Origin of the sequence: Bacillus mesophilus, assembly GCF_011008845.1 — a bacterium.
GTDB lineage: Bacteria > Bacillota > Bacilli > Bacillales > SA4 > Bacillus_BS > Bacillus_BS mesophilus.
Genome location: NZ_JAAIWM010000002.1, coordinates 421,355 through 434,825 on the forward strand (window position 1 = coordinate 421,355; position 13,471 = coordinate 434,825).

Consider the following 13,471-nt stretch of genomic DNA (forward strand, 5'->3'; position numbering starts at 1 on the left):
TCAAAATTACCAATCTCTAAGTAAAAGCAAAAAAGTAGGAAAGCTTGGTTTCAAGCTTTCCTACTTTTTACGTTGTTTCTTTTCCTTTTTCATATACAACATAAATCCAAGCGGTACGATTCCAAACCACCGTGATAATAGTGGTGGCTGTGTAGACTTACGGTCTTGCTTTGTTTGGATGCGCTGTTGTTTTGGCTTATCCAAATAAGTAACAAATTGTTGAGTCAGATATTTAATAAAATCATTTAATGTCATTACAAACCACCTAATTTTAAGCTTTTACTAGTATAGTCTGTATTATGCGTTTTTAATCATATCTGCTAGTTGTTTTACAATTTGACTAAGTTGAAGTGCTGAAGTATCAATCATCAAATTATAATCATGATAGACGCTCTTTCTCGATTGATATAGTTGTTCTAATTCATCCTTACGAGAATTTTTGACTAATGGACGAGTTTGGTCATGCTGAAGTCTTGTCCAAATCACCTCAAAGTCACAATGAAGATATACTAATACTCCATGCTTCTTCATCCATTCTCTATTTTGATCTTTAAGAACTATTCCTCCTCCAGTTGTAATAACAACGTTTTGGGTTGGAAGACTAGAAAGAATCTTTACCTCTAAGTCTCTAAAATGCGATTCTCCATATGTTGAAAATATTTCATTAATAGATATGCCTGTTTCTTTTATAATTTCTTCATCTGTATCAATGACGGGAAGTTGTAAATAACGGGCTAATTCCCTTCCGATTGTTGTTTTTCCTGACCCCATAAATCCAGTTAGATAGATTGTTTTCATACACTCACCTTATGTTTTTAACCATCGTATCAAACATATGATGGTGTTGGCTAGGGTATTTTTCTATCTAACCTCAATCCATTGGACCAGTTTTTTTTCTACTAGATCATAATGTAATATGACGCTCGCCCTTCTTTTATTTTTAGTTTGAACGGTAATAGATACCCTCTTTATTGTAGAGGACAAATTTGAAAACTGAATTGTACTTCTCCCCTCATCCAACACTAATTCGCCAGGAGAGAAGTCTTCAATAGAAGTTTTCTGCTTCACTACTCCAATTGATTGTTGCATCATTCTCTCCAGATGATAGGTTTCAAACTTCTCCTTATAAAAACGTAGTTCAGTTACATATAATGAAACTTGGTGTGACAATAGAAAAAACAGAAGAGTACTAACCATCATAACAAATGGTAGAATATATCCTTTCTGATTATTCATTGTTCATCACTTCACCAAAGCGGTATACATTCATTTTATATTCTTTGTCATCTAAATCAGTCACTGTTATGGAAATACCACCATCTATGTAGCTGAAATGGGTTAAATTCACATTCTGCATCACCACTTCATGACCTGTACCGTTAACGGTTCTTCTCATTAAATCCCCATATGATTCATATGAGATCAATTCCGAATTAGCTCCTTCTAGAGTGACCATTCCTTCTGTTATGACTATTTTATTTGCTTCTCTCACATCCATCGTAATCTGGGCTGTTGCAACCTCCCACTCAAAAGGATGCAGGCTACTAGGCTGTTCAATCCATTGGCTTAGTACTGAAAACAATAGTGGGAAAAATGAACTTACCATTAAAAAAATAGACAAAACAAGTAGCATTTCTAATAACGTATACCCTTTTTCATTCTGAATCACCATTCTGATACTATCCCGCATCTCTGTTTCTCACGCTTAAAAAAATCGATCCATGTAATGCAGCCCCTATAGCTTTTAGGAATGGAATCACTCGCTTCTCCTTTAATTGTTAGCTCCAATGCTACGCGATCAAACAATACAATCTCGTTTAGCTCTGGTTCTCTTTTTACTGATTGCATAAAGAGCTTCTCATTTAAGGTTTTTCTCGCAAAGTTATCCAACATAAGGTTTCTTCTCTCGAGTGATAAAGTATATAGCTGGGGAATCAGTAATGCTAAAACGAAAAATAAGATGAGGCTTGCTACTAATGCCTCTAAAAGACTTACCCCCTTAGAGTTGTTCAATCCTAAAACGTCCCCTTCCAAGTAAAAATGTAATTTTATATGTATGATTATGATACATAACATACAGAGCCCCAGAGCCATTGATATTACCACTAGAATTAAACTTGATTGGATTGGTAATGGTTAAGATTTTAAGGTTTATCTCACTTATGAAACTTCTTTGAATAATTAATGACCTGAGTCCACTTTCTCTTACATCGTAAAAATCCTGATTTTCATAAAATGATAATTCAACGCTTTTTGAGTGAGAGATCGCAAACTGCTGCGCTAGCCAAATATCTTCCTGAAGCTGTTCTAAAAATTGCTCGATGACCTTTTTTTCATAAATACCTCGTAAATGAAAAAAGGAAAAGCTGATTATGGTCATGACGATTGATAGAATGACAAGCATCTCAATTAATGTAAAACCATTTCTTTTAGGGTGTTGTGACAAGTGCGACTTCTCCTGTGCCTGTTACTTGAAGGTCTTCCCCATTTGGACAATCTGTACTTGGAATAAACCCAGCCGCATGAAGCTCAATGATAGTAGGATTCAATGTAGTGTTGTTTTCCATTTTATATGCCTCTACTTGAGCTTGTACCATATTTATATAGGCTTCGCATCCCTTCCCCCTAATTACTGTTTGCTGTGTGGTTATATTAGGTATTGTAATCATAATGAGGATGGAGATTACTAATAAAACAATCATCATCTCTATTAAAGTAAAACCTTTTTCATTGATCATATTATCTTCCTCCTTAAAATTCGTTTAACATCTGAAACACCGGTTGCATGATTGCCATATAGATTCCCATTATAATAAGGCCGATCGAGATGAAAGCTAGTGGTTGAATGACTGCCATTTTACGGTTTATATACTCTTCAAGCGAAGCAGCAGATAGCTTACTATAATGATAAAGCTCACGTGATAACTCCCCATTAAGAGAACCAAAAGCAATTGATTTTGCTAATTCAACCTCAAAATAAGCTTTTGACTGAATGATTGATGCTAATGACTCACCACCTCTTAGCTCTTTTTTGATTTGGATTGCTTCTTCCTTAAATAAAGTAAAATAATCCTGACTTTCAAACACGGAAAGAGATTCGTATACTGAGAGTCCTCCCTTCAACAACTGACTGAGTTGCATAGCAAAATACTGAGAATAAAACTTCATGATAATGGGTCCGTAAAAAGGAATCTTACTTAGGAATTCACACCTAGCGATAACTGTCTTGCGTTTTAAATAAATAAAGAGTAAGAGACAAAGAGTAAATAGAAGAAGAAGCAAACATGTAAACAAGCGTGGAAACCACTCTGCAAGTAAGAGGATCATGGAAAGCCCTACTCCATTTTCAACCTCCATTGTTTTAAAAACACTTGAGAATTGGGGTAGTAAGAAGATATTGATGAGAAGAATAAGTATGATTGTAATACCCAATAAGATTAATGGATATTGTAGAAGCTTAATGCTTCGGCTAAGATAGTTTGCCTTTACTTCAAGCAGCTGACTTGCTTCTTTTAGTGCAAAGCTTAAGTCTCCATGCCTTTCTGCGAAAAACAAATACCCCAGTACGTCACGATGAAAGGCCAGCTTCACTAAAGCCCCTTGAAAGGTTTCACCATCCTTCATTTCATCAATTCTATCGTTAAGGAGCTTTTGCTTTGTTATAGGTAGATGTAACGTTAAAATCGTTAACGCTTCTAGAAGAGGATATCCTCTCTCTAATAGACCACTTAACTGCTTGAGAAGCTTGACTTGATCCTTTTGGTTCCATCTAGTTTTGATCATGGTTCCAACCCTCCATACTCTCTACGGGTAGGAACCCAAGTGCAATACCCTTATTAATTAGTTTTGGAAAGGTTGGATACGAATAAGCTGAATGATATCCATTTGCTTCGCTCACCACATTTGATAAGGAATGGCCATACAAAAGCTCATACACACTAATTCTTTTACTCTTTCTTAATTTTCTACAAATAGCTTTGCAGCCTTCTCCACAAAATGGACATTTAAGATCAAATAAGCGTTGTGCAGAAACCGCTAGTAATGTTTGTTCTATTTCCTGCAGAGATATATTAAATTCTTTTAAGCGATAAATCGCTCCCTTAGCATCTTTAGTATGCATAGTAGACAACACTAGATGGCCAGTCAAAGATGCCCGAATTGCAATCTTAGCTGTTTCCTCATCTCTAATCTCACCAACCATAATAATATCAGGGTCGTGCCTTAATATTGCCTTTAAACCAGTTGAATAGGTTATTCCTGCTTTTTCATTTACCTGAACTTGTAATAAGTGATCTGTATACTTTTCAATGGGGTCTTCTAAAGTAATAACATTACGGTGGATTTTTTTATTTGAGGCATGTAGAAGAGAATAAAGTGTTGTGGTTTTACCTGAACCTGTAGGACCTGTAAAAATAATCAGGCCATGTTTGTTCATCATTAATGAAAGCAATACTTTTGTCGTGCTTGGAAATAGAGAAAGTTCTGAAATGGGAAAGGGATCATCTTGTGGAAGTAGTCTGATTACTAAGCTTTCTTCATAGGGAGTTGGTAAAGTTGAGAGGCGGAGATTAATTAGCTTTTGTTGAAGTGATAACATGAGGGAACCAGTTTGGGGTCTTCGTTTCTCTCCTATATCCATAGAGGCAAGAAACTTAAAATGAGAGATTAGTTTGGATGCGTGATTCTTTGATACATTCTCCTTTATACTAAGATCATTTCCGAAGCGATACTTGATTAAACAATCCTCCTTACGAGGAACAAAATGAATGTCTGTGATCCCTTCACTCATTGCATCTTGTACTAAACGCTCTGCATGATGCTCTACCATGCTCAATTTTATCACCAGCTTTCATTTTAGTTGCTAGTTGATTTCGTCATCAATCGTCAAAACTCCTTCTACCTTTCAAATAAATCTTTAATTTTTTTAAAGAGAGGTATCGTCCCATCTATCTTGGTTTTATATTAGAGACAAAAGCTCCACTAATTTTTTTAGAGAAATTAACTAAATCATACATAATCACCTTCAAATCGGGCAGTCTAATAGTATCGATGGGCTATAGCCAAGCGGTAAGGCAACGGACTTTGACTCCGTCATGCGTTGGTTCGAATCCAGCTAGCCCAGTTAATTGCGGAGGTTATTAGTAACCTCCTTTTTATTGTATGTACTTATTTTTTTAGCTGTTCAGTGTTCAATTTTTTAGCCATTAATTAGAAACTTCAAAAATAAGTCACAATCATACCCGCTTCTTATATTTACATTCAGGAGAACGTCCATTATAATGGAAAAGTATATGGATAAGGGCAAAAGGAGGGATACATATGGATCGTATGTACCGTGTTTTGGGGTTCTGGACTGGTATATTTGCAGTCATGTTCTATTTAGGTGATATGTACCAAACCTCATTACTATTCTTCGGACAAACTGCATTTTTTGTATTATTAGGTTATTTAAAACTCTCAGAACGTATGTATATTTATGTTTTCGGTGCTTATTTGACCGTTTTCTTTATTGGATTTACGTACTGGACAACATTTATGATGGTACCTGGACAAGGTGGCCACTAAGACCATATAAAAAGCGATGGACTAATAGTCCATCGCTTTTTATATTAGTGAATCTAGTTGCTCCTTTTGAACACCTTTACTTTGGACTACGATATGAAATGAACTACTAATTCCACCTTGTAAAAGGAGCGACCTTATTGCTCTATTTCTCTTGCTCGTCTCAGAAAATGGATCACGGTGATCATGCTCCTGAAGTTTTCCAAGTAACCCAGCTTTAAGTAGAAACTCATCTTGTCTATACATTCCATAAAAATCGAGCTGTGACTGCTTTCCAGCCTTTATTAACTTATCAAAATGGATATGCGTCGTTAAATCCATTTCACCAACATTCTGAAGAGGGTTCTTTATAAGCTGATGCTTATAATAACCACGAAGACTTCCATCTTTATGAAAAGGTAAACTCCACTCCTCATCTCTATATCCATAGTCTATAGTTAGGACGATTCCCTCTTCTATCCAATCTCCGAGTGTTCTAATAAATGAACACATAGCAGAAGGGACTTCATAAGTTTGGCCATCAGAAAGAGTAATCCCGTATTCATCTATAAATTGAAGGAGATTTTTACTTTGAAGTGGACATAAAGTATCTACTAACTCCTCATTGTCATTGGTCGTAACACGGATTTCCTTCAAATCATTATCAAGTCTTTTGATCAGATCGACTGGAAATGCATCAAAAAATTCATTTGAGAAGATGATTCCTTTAAATGAAGGATAAAGGCTTTTGATTTCCTCTAAGCTGCTAACCACCGAAACATGTTCTAGAGTGTGAATTTCCTCCTGTATTAAAGAGCGATGAAAAGGGCTTGTTTCTACAATAAAGTAGTGACCCTTTTGATAGGTCGATGATGAATCTTTCTTCCAAGTTTCAACGACTTGTTTAGCAAAGGACCCATTTCCTCCTCCTAGTTCAATAATAATCGGTTGAACAGCTTCCGCATCAATTATCCTAACAAATACAGATGCAATCGTTTCTGCAAATATAGGAGAGACTGAGCTAGAGGTATAAAAATCACCCTCTTTACCAATTTTGGTCCCCTTCTTCATATAATACCCTGCATCAGGATGATATAAGGCTAGTTCCATAAAGGTTGAGTAGGATATAGATGTTGACGGGTCATTTGCAATTGCTTCTTGTATATATCTCTTCATAAGCAGAAATTAATAGCCATTTAAGAATGGATTAGTGTCCATTTCTTGCTGTATAGTTGTTTCGCTGCCATGTCCTGAAAGTACAAGGGTTTCTTCAGGAAGAGTTAGTAGCTTGTCATGAATACTCTTTAAAAGAACATCATGATTTCCACCTGGTAAGTCCGTTCGACCGATACTTCCTTCAAATAATGCATCACCAGAAAAAACAAGCTGTGATTCCTCGAAATAGAAAGAAACGCTACCTGGTGAATGTCCCGGTGTCTCAAATACTTGCATACTAAATGGTCCAACTTGAAGTATGCCTTCACCTGTAATCATTTCATCTGCTTTTTTCAATACAATTTCTTCTGAGTATGGAGTACGTGCAGATAGATTTAATAAAGGATCCACTAACCAATCTTGTTCCTTCTTATGAATGTATACAGGAATATGATATTTAGCTCTAACATCATCCACTGCTCCAATATGGTCATAATGAGCATGGGTAAGTAGTACCGCAACCGGCTTTAACTTATTTTCATTTACAAATGCATAAATCTTTTGTGCCTCACTGCCTGGGTCAATAATTAAACATTCTTGTTGTTGATTCCAAATAAAATAAGCATTAGTCTGAACTGGTCCTAATGACATTCTTCTCCACTTCATTTGTTTTCCCTCCGTTTACAAACGTCTATCGTTATTTTACACTAAATAGAGGACAAACAAAAAGATTAGGTATGAGGAGGACGGCTTATGGATAATTTAATAGCAATTGAATTAACGAATGATGAACAATACGAAATCATAAAGCCATTTCTAACCATTACCACTTCACTTGTTGAAAAATTCGGTTTGTTATATATTTTCTCTTCTCCGGAAGATGTTCAACTTTTAGAGAAAGAACTAGCTGAATTTAAAATAATTGAGGATATACATCCTCTTCGTTTATTACAAGACCCCATCTTATACGAAAACTTTCATGATTATGGATTTTCTTCTGGGGTTGGACATTATCTGTATGCTAATATGATTGCAAGTTTCGCGATCACAACTGGAGATCCAATTGATATTGAAATGGCTTTGTTACAATTTCATGAACATTTAATAGCCTGTTCTAACAACATTTATTATGTAGATTGGCATCATAGAGCGTTGATAGAGAAAATTGCCAATTCTTATAACGTAAAGATTAACTTTTTTGAACTCGACAAATAGTCATAAAACGATTAAAATAAGATTGGTAAATGACTACATATGCTAGAGGTCTCATCGGAAAGATCGAAAATAAACCTCTCATGTAAAAACTAGCAAAAGGAGGTATTTTTCATGGGCTTGATTATAATATTTGCATTAGTAACTTTATTATCTGTAGTCGGATTGGTTCGTTCTTTACGTGAAAAGAATATGCTTGCTATTGCTTTTGCTGCAGGTACATTAGCTGTTTTCGGTTGGTTCACCGTAATGACTATCATTCATCACGGATATCCTGTTGCACACTAATTTAGAGCAAGAAGCACAGTTAGCCAAGGTATACGTAAAGATCTGAAGATGATCGTATTCTTCTTCAGATCTTTCCCTATCGTGGATTGTGAATAAAATTTTTACTATAAACATGTAAAAGCCATCAACATTATGTTGATGGCTTTTCTAATTGATTTAACACACTTGTTAGTTTGTCATTCATCTTAACCTTTTTATCGCGACGATCATCTATGCGGATGTTCGTTGCCACTCTTTGAATTCCAGTGTGAAAAGGTGCATTATGGATTGCTTGAATCACCTCAAACAGTACTGGAAGCTCTCCCTCTATTAAGGTGCTCATTGGAGTTAGCTGGTACGAAATAGACCCGTTCTCTTCGTATTGAGAAAGGATTTTCTGTATTTCTGCAACATACTTACTAACACTCGGTGTTTCTGTCCCTATTGGAATCACTGTTACATCTACGATAGCCATTGTTTATTCACCCTCTTCTTTTATATTGAGTTGCTTTTAGCAGGTTTGCAGTGAGGCTTGCTCTTCTCAAATAACCTGCCGAATTTAATAATTCTTACCTAATTAAAGGTTTAACTTCTTTAGTTGTGAGGTCTAAGATTTCTTCATATTGAAAGCCAATTAAACTTAGTGAACCATCAGGGGAAAGGTGAATCGGTACATCTTCAACACCCTCTAATATAACTGTTTCAACGCCATTCTCCAAAGAATAGTTAGTTAATTGTAAGGATTTAAACTCATTTCCGTCATAAACAGGTTTGTAAAAGAAAAAGCTTCTTCTATTATGGTTATAGTCGTAGTGAGGAATCCACCACTGATCAGAATAGGTATTTATAGAAGGGATTTGAAAGCTCTGAATTAACTTCATGCTCTTTGGATGGAAAAACTGATATAAAGATTGGTCTTTTATTGGGCTGACCGTCATTAACAATGAATGATACGTATGATAGCCCAGAATACCTTCTTTAACCATTTCTTCAGATTCTTGGTCTAGTTGATACGAGTATAAAGGTGCAGTATTTCCACTTTGCTCAGTATCCCATTTTAGGTAGAGCAGCTCTGATTGGTCGCGCCATTGAATAAAGGGCTGGTTAACATTCGTTACTTCTATACTCTTGTTTGTCAGATCTATCAAGTAATTTTCAAACGACCAATCATCTTGAAACGTGGTAATAAACATTTGTTCTTCTGCAAGCGGATTCCAAATATACTGAAGTTCTGCTGATTCAATACTCGTATTAATTAGTTCATTACCATCTCTATCAAGAATAATAATAGTAGCCTCATTTGTTGTGACTGATGTGTGAATAGCAAAGTATGTACCATTTTCACTGCCCTCAAGAGTAATTACTTGATTTGGCGTTTCGTAAAAAACTTCCTTTTGCCCAGTATATAAGTGGTAGCGATAAACTATGGATCCTTGCTCGTTTAGTTTATTTGCTATATATAAAATACTATTATCATTATACCAATCAGCTACCGAATGAAACAGTTCTCCCTCTAGATCAATAGGCTTTATAGACAACTGACCTATGAAGTGACCTGACGGAAGTTTTTTATCGGAAACCTGGATCTCTCTCTTCTTCGCATTTTCTATTCCATCAGGCTGAAAAGAAGAGCAACTTGAAAGTAAAAAGCTTAAACAAAGTAAAAACAATATGGACAATGCTCCCCTAACCAACACTCTCACCTCAATAAACCGCCTTATAAGTATATACGAATTAGATATCTAAAAGTTACAACAATTTCCACAGTTAAAAGCGATTATATTCATATGGTACCATAGCAGAACAAATATAAAAATAAAGTTATTTCATCAAATTAATTACGTTGATTAAACTTAAAAAAACAGCCGCAAGAAGCGACTGTATGATCGTACCTACATGTATAAACTAGCTAGAAAAATTCCAAGGCTGGATTTATAAATCTCATCATACTGGGATAATGGAAGTGGATTTACACCTTCTCCTAACTCAATGGTATATCCTGGCCTTTTCCACTTGTAGATAAACCAATCTCGATAACCAGCATGACTATCGATATGTTGAATCGCCTTATATCCACTTACCCGCTCAAACTCCTTAGCAATTAATCCTGCTTCTTTAGGCTCTAAGTCTTGATACCCCCAATACATTTCTTTGCCTTGAGTATGAAAAGCTAGCACTCTAGCAAAATCTCCAGTTTCGGTATGCTTAGCAATCGCAATCGCTTCTGGTTCAGTTAAAGGTTCATCTCCGGGATAATCTCGTGGAGCAGGTTCCTTGGGCTCCTTGCGCTCCTTCTCGATATCCCAATAGGCTGGATACTGGTTATTAAGGTCTACGCCTTGAATATTTGCCTTCCAATTAGAAAAATCAAAACTTCCCTTATTAATATCCATTACCATCGTACGGTATGGTTCCTGTTCAGGTGGACCAGTTAGGACAAGATCAACTCCGTCTGGATTTACCATTGGAACAATTGAAAGTGTAACCTCATGATAAAAAGGGAGCATATAAATTCCTTGAATAGATCCATTATTGGTAAGTGAGAATAAAAAGTCATTTACAAACTGCATAATAATTGCGGTTGTAATCCATTCATTTGCATGAAAGGATCCATTCATATGCACTTTTTTAGGACCGTTTCCTATTTTCAGTTCATATAGGTCTTTTCCTAGTACTGATTGACCGATAGATCTCACCTTTATAAATGGAAAAAACTCCTCTAATACTTTAAGGTCTTCAACCAAACATGAATAGTTATACTCCTTTTTTGCGCGTATAACCCTTTCTGTAATTCTTAGAGGTAGTGTAATAGTTTCGCCTTCTTGGAGGCGCATAGAGTTTGGCTGTTGAGGATTTAATAACAAAAGGGCATCCATATGAATATTTCTCTCTTGAGCTAGCTTCCATATGGTATCACCCGATTTTATTTTATATGACTCTTCCATAAAACCAGGTATTTTAACCTGATCCCCAATTTTAATCATCTTCTGGAGGTCTATATGATTCGAATCGAGCATTAAAGGTAAAGGTACCCCAAATAACTGGCTATAATACCATAGAGAGTCACCTTGTCTAACGGTAACTTCCATTTTTGCATTCCTCCTTTTACATTGCTGATTTAATGTATGAGAGGAATGAGTGAATTATTAATAGACAACACGTCTTTAACTTGTATTTCTTAGGAGTGATTTGTATACACTGCCTTTTTTTTAAGTAGTTTAGAGACTTGAGATATATAAAAAAAGGCCCTGATTTTTAATCAAGGCCTTCCCTTTAATTGTCTTGTTGTAAGACTTCTTCTCCAAGATAGTCATTCCCATCATAGAACCGTAGAAGGTCTCCATAAACAATTTTATCTGAGTATTCTAGTTCCTTCTTGGCTTTATCCATAAATGGTTCGCATTCTGCTGCTTCAGTAGGTTCACCAGTCGATTTCTTATAACACTCATGATTTGTATACACATACTCATCTGTAATAAAACTACCATCTCTTAAAACAGTAAACGGAATTTTATTTTCTGAGAATAAATCAGTACCAAATTGAACCTGGTCTTGTGAACTTATTCCCATTAGATTTAAGATTGTAGGTTTTAGATCAATTTGACCAGAAACCTTAGAAATAACATTTTCTTTTACTTTATGTCCAGGAATATGGACAATTAAAGGTACCTTTTGTAACTGTACCGAGTCAAAAGGAGTAATCTCATCTTTTCCTAGAAATTGTGCCATTGCTTTATTATGGTTTTCAGAAATTCCATAATGATCTCCGTAGAGGATAATGATGGAATTTTCATATATTCCCTCATCCTTTAAACGTTGAATGAAATGTTTAATCGCTTCATCCGTGTAACGAACGGTAGGGAAATATCTATTTAAAGTACGGCTATTTGACGTGTATTCATTTACAAGCTTGTCTTCTTCGTTTAATTCAAACGGGAAGTGGTTCGTTAATGTAATGAATTTTGTATAATACGGCTCTGGTTGTGACTTTAATAGTTCAATCGATTGCTCAAAGAATTCTTTATCCTTCAGTCCCCATCCAATTGAATTTTCTTCATTTACTTCATAATCACCAATTTCAAAGAAATGGTCATATCCTAAAGATTGATACATAATATCACGATTCCAGAAGCTTTTGTTATTAGCATGCATAACTGAAGAATAGTATCCATGATCTTTAATTAGCTCTGGAGTTCCTTGATATTCATTCGTTCCATGTGTAAAGAATACAGCGCCACGACCTAATGGATATAATGAATTATCTAGTAAAAACTCTGAGTCTGAAGTCTTCCCCTGACCTGTTTGGTGATAGAAATTATCAAAGTAATAGCTATCTTTAATAAATTCATTTAAGAATGGCGTAATCAGTTCACCATCAATTGTTTCACCGATGACAAAGCTTTGTGTTGATTCCATTGAAATCACGATAATGTTCTTATCCTTTGCAATTCCAAATAACTCTTCATTTGGTTGACGAACGTTAGCCTTTAGATAGTTCTCAATCTCAACAAATTCACTACCATCTGCAAATGCCCTTTGCGCGGATGATTTTGATTGAAGTAGAACATCATATATATGGAAATTATATGTTCCAATATTTTTCACTAACATTTCTCTATCAAAAGTTCTAGTTAATAATTGTGGTCGCTCTATTTCAGCAAGTCCAAGATTTACTACAGAAATGATTGTTGCCATTAAAACATATGATGCCTTTTCTCTCTTAAGCAATGGTTGAAAATTGACTAACAGTTGCTTTTTCTTAGCAATTGTTAATACTATCCATAAAATTACTAAGTCGCTAAAGATCAACAAATCAGAAAAGTGCATAAGCTCAGAAGCGCTATTACCAAGATCTGCCATATTACTAGTTTGAAATAATACAGGTATTGTTAAGAAATCATTAAAGAACCTGTAATATACTACATTCGCAAATAAAACGAAGCTAGTAATAAACCCAAAGGTATATAATAAAGGAATTCTTGCTTTTTCTTTAACCAATAATGTTATTCCAAAAAAGAATAACAGGAAGCTCAAAGGATTAATAAACAGGATCAGTTCCTGCATCAAAGATTCTATTTTTATATCGAAGCTAGTCTTATAGACTACATACGTTTTAATCCATAACATGATAATCGTTAAATATAGTGGCCACATTTTAACGAACGTGGATTTAATATTCATGGTATTCCCTCCTTAACAAAACTAAGCCATTTTATCAGAATATTGCAGTCAATTTTACAATTATTGGGCATTGTAAAAGGAAACATAGTTAATCTTAATGTCTTTTTTACAAAAA

18 protein-coding genes and 1 tRNA gene are annotated in these 13,471 nt (G+C 35.2%); 4 read left to right on the forward strand and 15 right to left on the reverse strand.

Annotated elements, in window-relative coordinates:
- Positions 1 to 60: 60 nt before the first annotated feature.
- The 9 genes from G4D63_RS07565 to comGA form a co-directional block, all read right to left on the reverse strand.
- Positions 61 to 255 carry a YqzE family protein gene (locus G4D63_RS07565; RefSeq protein ID WP_163179028.1) on the reverse strand — a complete coding sequence of 65 codons (195 nt, stop codon included), beginning with the start codon at positions 253 to 255 and terminating at the stop codon, positions 61 to 63.
- Between the two features lie 42 nt (positions 256 to 297).
- Positions 298 to 798: a shikimate kinase gene (locus G4D63_RS07570; protein ID WP_163179029.1), complete on the reverse strand. Its 501-nt coding sequence runs from the start codon at positions 796 to 798 to the stop codon at positions 298 to 300.
- 63 nt (positions 799 to 861) lie between these two features.
- Positions 862 to 1,236, reverse strand: a complete 375-nt coding sequence (gene comGG / locus G4D63_RS07575) for a competence type IV pilus minor pilin ComGG (protein WP_163179030.1) — start codon at positions 1,234 to 1,236, stop codon at positions 862 to 864.
- A complete protein-coding gene (gene comGF, locus G4D63_RS07580) occupies positions 1,229 to 1,672 on the reverse strand; it encodes a competence type IV pilus minor pilin ComGF (RefSeq protein WP_163179031.1) in 444 nt (147 codons plus the stop codon). The genes comGG and comGF overlap by 8 nt, the downstream gene beginning before the upstream one ends.
- Entirely contained in the window at positions 1,666 to 2,013 is a 348-nt protein-coding gene (locus tag G4D63_RS07585) for a hypothetical protein (protein ID WP_163179032.1), read from the reverse strand. Before G4D63_RS07585 ends, comGF begins: the two co-directional genes overlap by 7 nt.
- Positions 2,000 to 2,446 (reverse strand): competence type IV pilus minor pilin ComGD, encoded by a 447-nt coding sequence (comGD, locus tag G4D63_RS07590; protein ID WP_163179033.1) that lies wholly within the window; start codon positions 2,444 to 2,446, stop codon positions 2,000 to 2,002. The genes G4D63_RS07585 and comGD overlap by 14 nt, the downstream gene beginning before the upstream one ends.
- Complete coding sequence (gene comGC, locus G4D63_RS07595; protein WP_163179034.1) at positions 2,430 to 2,738, reverse strand: competence type IV pilus major pilin ComGC; 309 nt, start codon at positions 2,736 to 2,738, stop codon at positions 2,430 to 2,432. The genes comGD and comGC overlap by 17 nt, the downstream gene beginning before the upstream one ends.
- 13 nt (positions 2,739 to 2,751) lie before the next feature.
- Positions 2,752 to 3,783 (reverse strand): competence type IV pilus assembly protein ComGB, encoded by a 1,032-nt coding sequence (gene comGB / locus G4D63_RS07600; protein ID WP_163179035.1) that lies wholly within the window; start codon positions 3,781 to 3,783, stop codon positions 2,752 to 2,754.
- The gene (gene comGA / locus G4D63_RS07605; protein WP_163179036.1) at positions 3,770 to 4,834 is read right to left on the reverse strand and encodes a competence type IV pilus ATPase ComGA; all 1,065 of its coding nucleotides are present in this window, start codon (positions 4,832 to 4,834) and stop codon (positions 3,770 to 3,772) included. Before comGA ends, comGB begins: the two co-directional genes overlap by 14 nt.
- 216 nt (positions 4,835 to 5,050) lie before the next feature.
- Between comGA and G4D63_RS07610 the strand changes: the two genes are divergently transcribed.
- A tRNA-Gln gene (locus tag G4D63_RS07610) sits at positions 5,051 to 5,122 on the forward strand.
- A gap of 197 nt (positions 5,123 to 5,319) precedes the next feature.
- Positions 5,320 to 5,565, forward strand: a complete 246-nt coding sequence (locus G4D63_RS07615) for a DUF2626 domain-containing protein (protein ID WP_163179037.1) — start codon at positions 5,320 to 5,322, stop codon at positions 5,563 to 5,565.
- A gap of 39 nt (positions 5,566 to 5,604) precedes the next feature.
- Here G4D63_RS07615 and G4D63_RS07620 read toward each other — a convergent pair whose 3' ends face one another.
- Together G4D63_RS07620 and G4D63_RS07625 are read right to left on the reverse strand one after the other, a co-directional pair.
- Positions 5,605 to 6,717: a class I SAM-dependent methyltransferase gene (locus G4D63_RS07620; protein ID WP_163179038.1), complete on the reverse strand. Its 1,113-nt coding sequence runs from the start codon at positions 6,715 to 6,717 to the stop codon at positions 5,605 to 5,607.
- Positions 6,718 to 6,726: 9 nt separating this feature from the next.
- Complete coding sequence (locus tag G4D63_RS07625; protein ID WP_163179039.1) at positions 6,727 to 7,362, reverse strand: MBL fold metallo-hydrolase; 636 nt, start codon at positions 7,360 to 7,362, stop codon at positions 6,727 to 6,729.
- 87 nt (positions 7,363 to 7,449) lie between these two features.
- Between G4D63_RS07625 and G4D63_RS07630 the strand changes: the two genes are divergently transcribed.
- On the forward strand, positions 7,450 to 7,911 hold the full coding sequence (locus G4D63_RS07630; RefSeq protein WP_163179040.1) for a hypothetical protein: 462 nt from the start codon (positions 7,450 to 7,452) through the stop codon (positions 7,909 to 7,911).
- A 111-nt stretch (positions 7,912 to 8,022) separates the two neighbouring features.
- Entirely contained in the window at positions 8,023 to 8,196 is a 174-nt protein-coding gene (locus tag G4D63_RS07635; RefSeq protein ID WP_163179041.1) for a DUF2759 domain-containing protein, read from the forward strand.
- A 130-nt stretch (positions 8,197 to 8,326) separates the two neighbouring features.
- Here the strand turns inward: G4D63_RS07635 and G4D63_RS07640 are convergent, their stop codons facing one another.
- The 4 genes from G4D63_RS07640 to G4D63_RS07655 form a co-directional block, all read right to left on the reverse strand.
- The gene (locus G4D63_RS07640) at positions 8,327 to 8,650 is read right to left on the reverse strand and encodes an MTH1187 family thiamine-binding protein (protein ID WP_163179042.1); all 324 of its coding nucleotides are present in this window, start codon (positions 8,648 to 8,650) and stop codon (positions 8,327 to 8,329) included.
- Positions 8,651 to 8,744: 94 nt separating this feature from the next.
- On the reverse strand, positions 8,745 to 9,878 hold the full coding sequence (locus G4D63_RS07645; protein ID WP_163179043.1) for a YqgU-like beta propeller domain-containing protein: 1,134 nt from the start codon (positions 9,876 to 9,878) through the stop codon (positions 8,745 to 8,747).
- A 189-nt stretch (positions 9,879 to 10,067) separates the two neighbouring features.
- Positions 10,068 to 11,264 (reverse strand): M14 family metallopeptidase, encoded by a 1,197-nt coding sequence (locus tag G4D63_RS07650; protein ID WP_163179044.1) that lies wholly within the window; start codon positions 11,262 to 11,264, stop codon positions 10,068 to 10,070.
- A gap of 184 nt (positions 11,265 to 11,448) precedes the next feature.
- On the reverse strand, positions 11,449 to 13,356 hold the full coding sequence (locus G4D63_RS07655; RefSeq protein WP_163179045.1) for an LTA synthase family protein: 1,908 nt from the start codon (positions 13,354 to 13,356) through the stop codon (positions 11,449 to 11,451).
- Between the last annotated feature and the right edge of the window lie 115 nt (positions 13,357 to 13,471).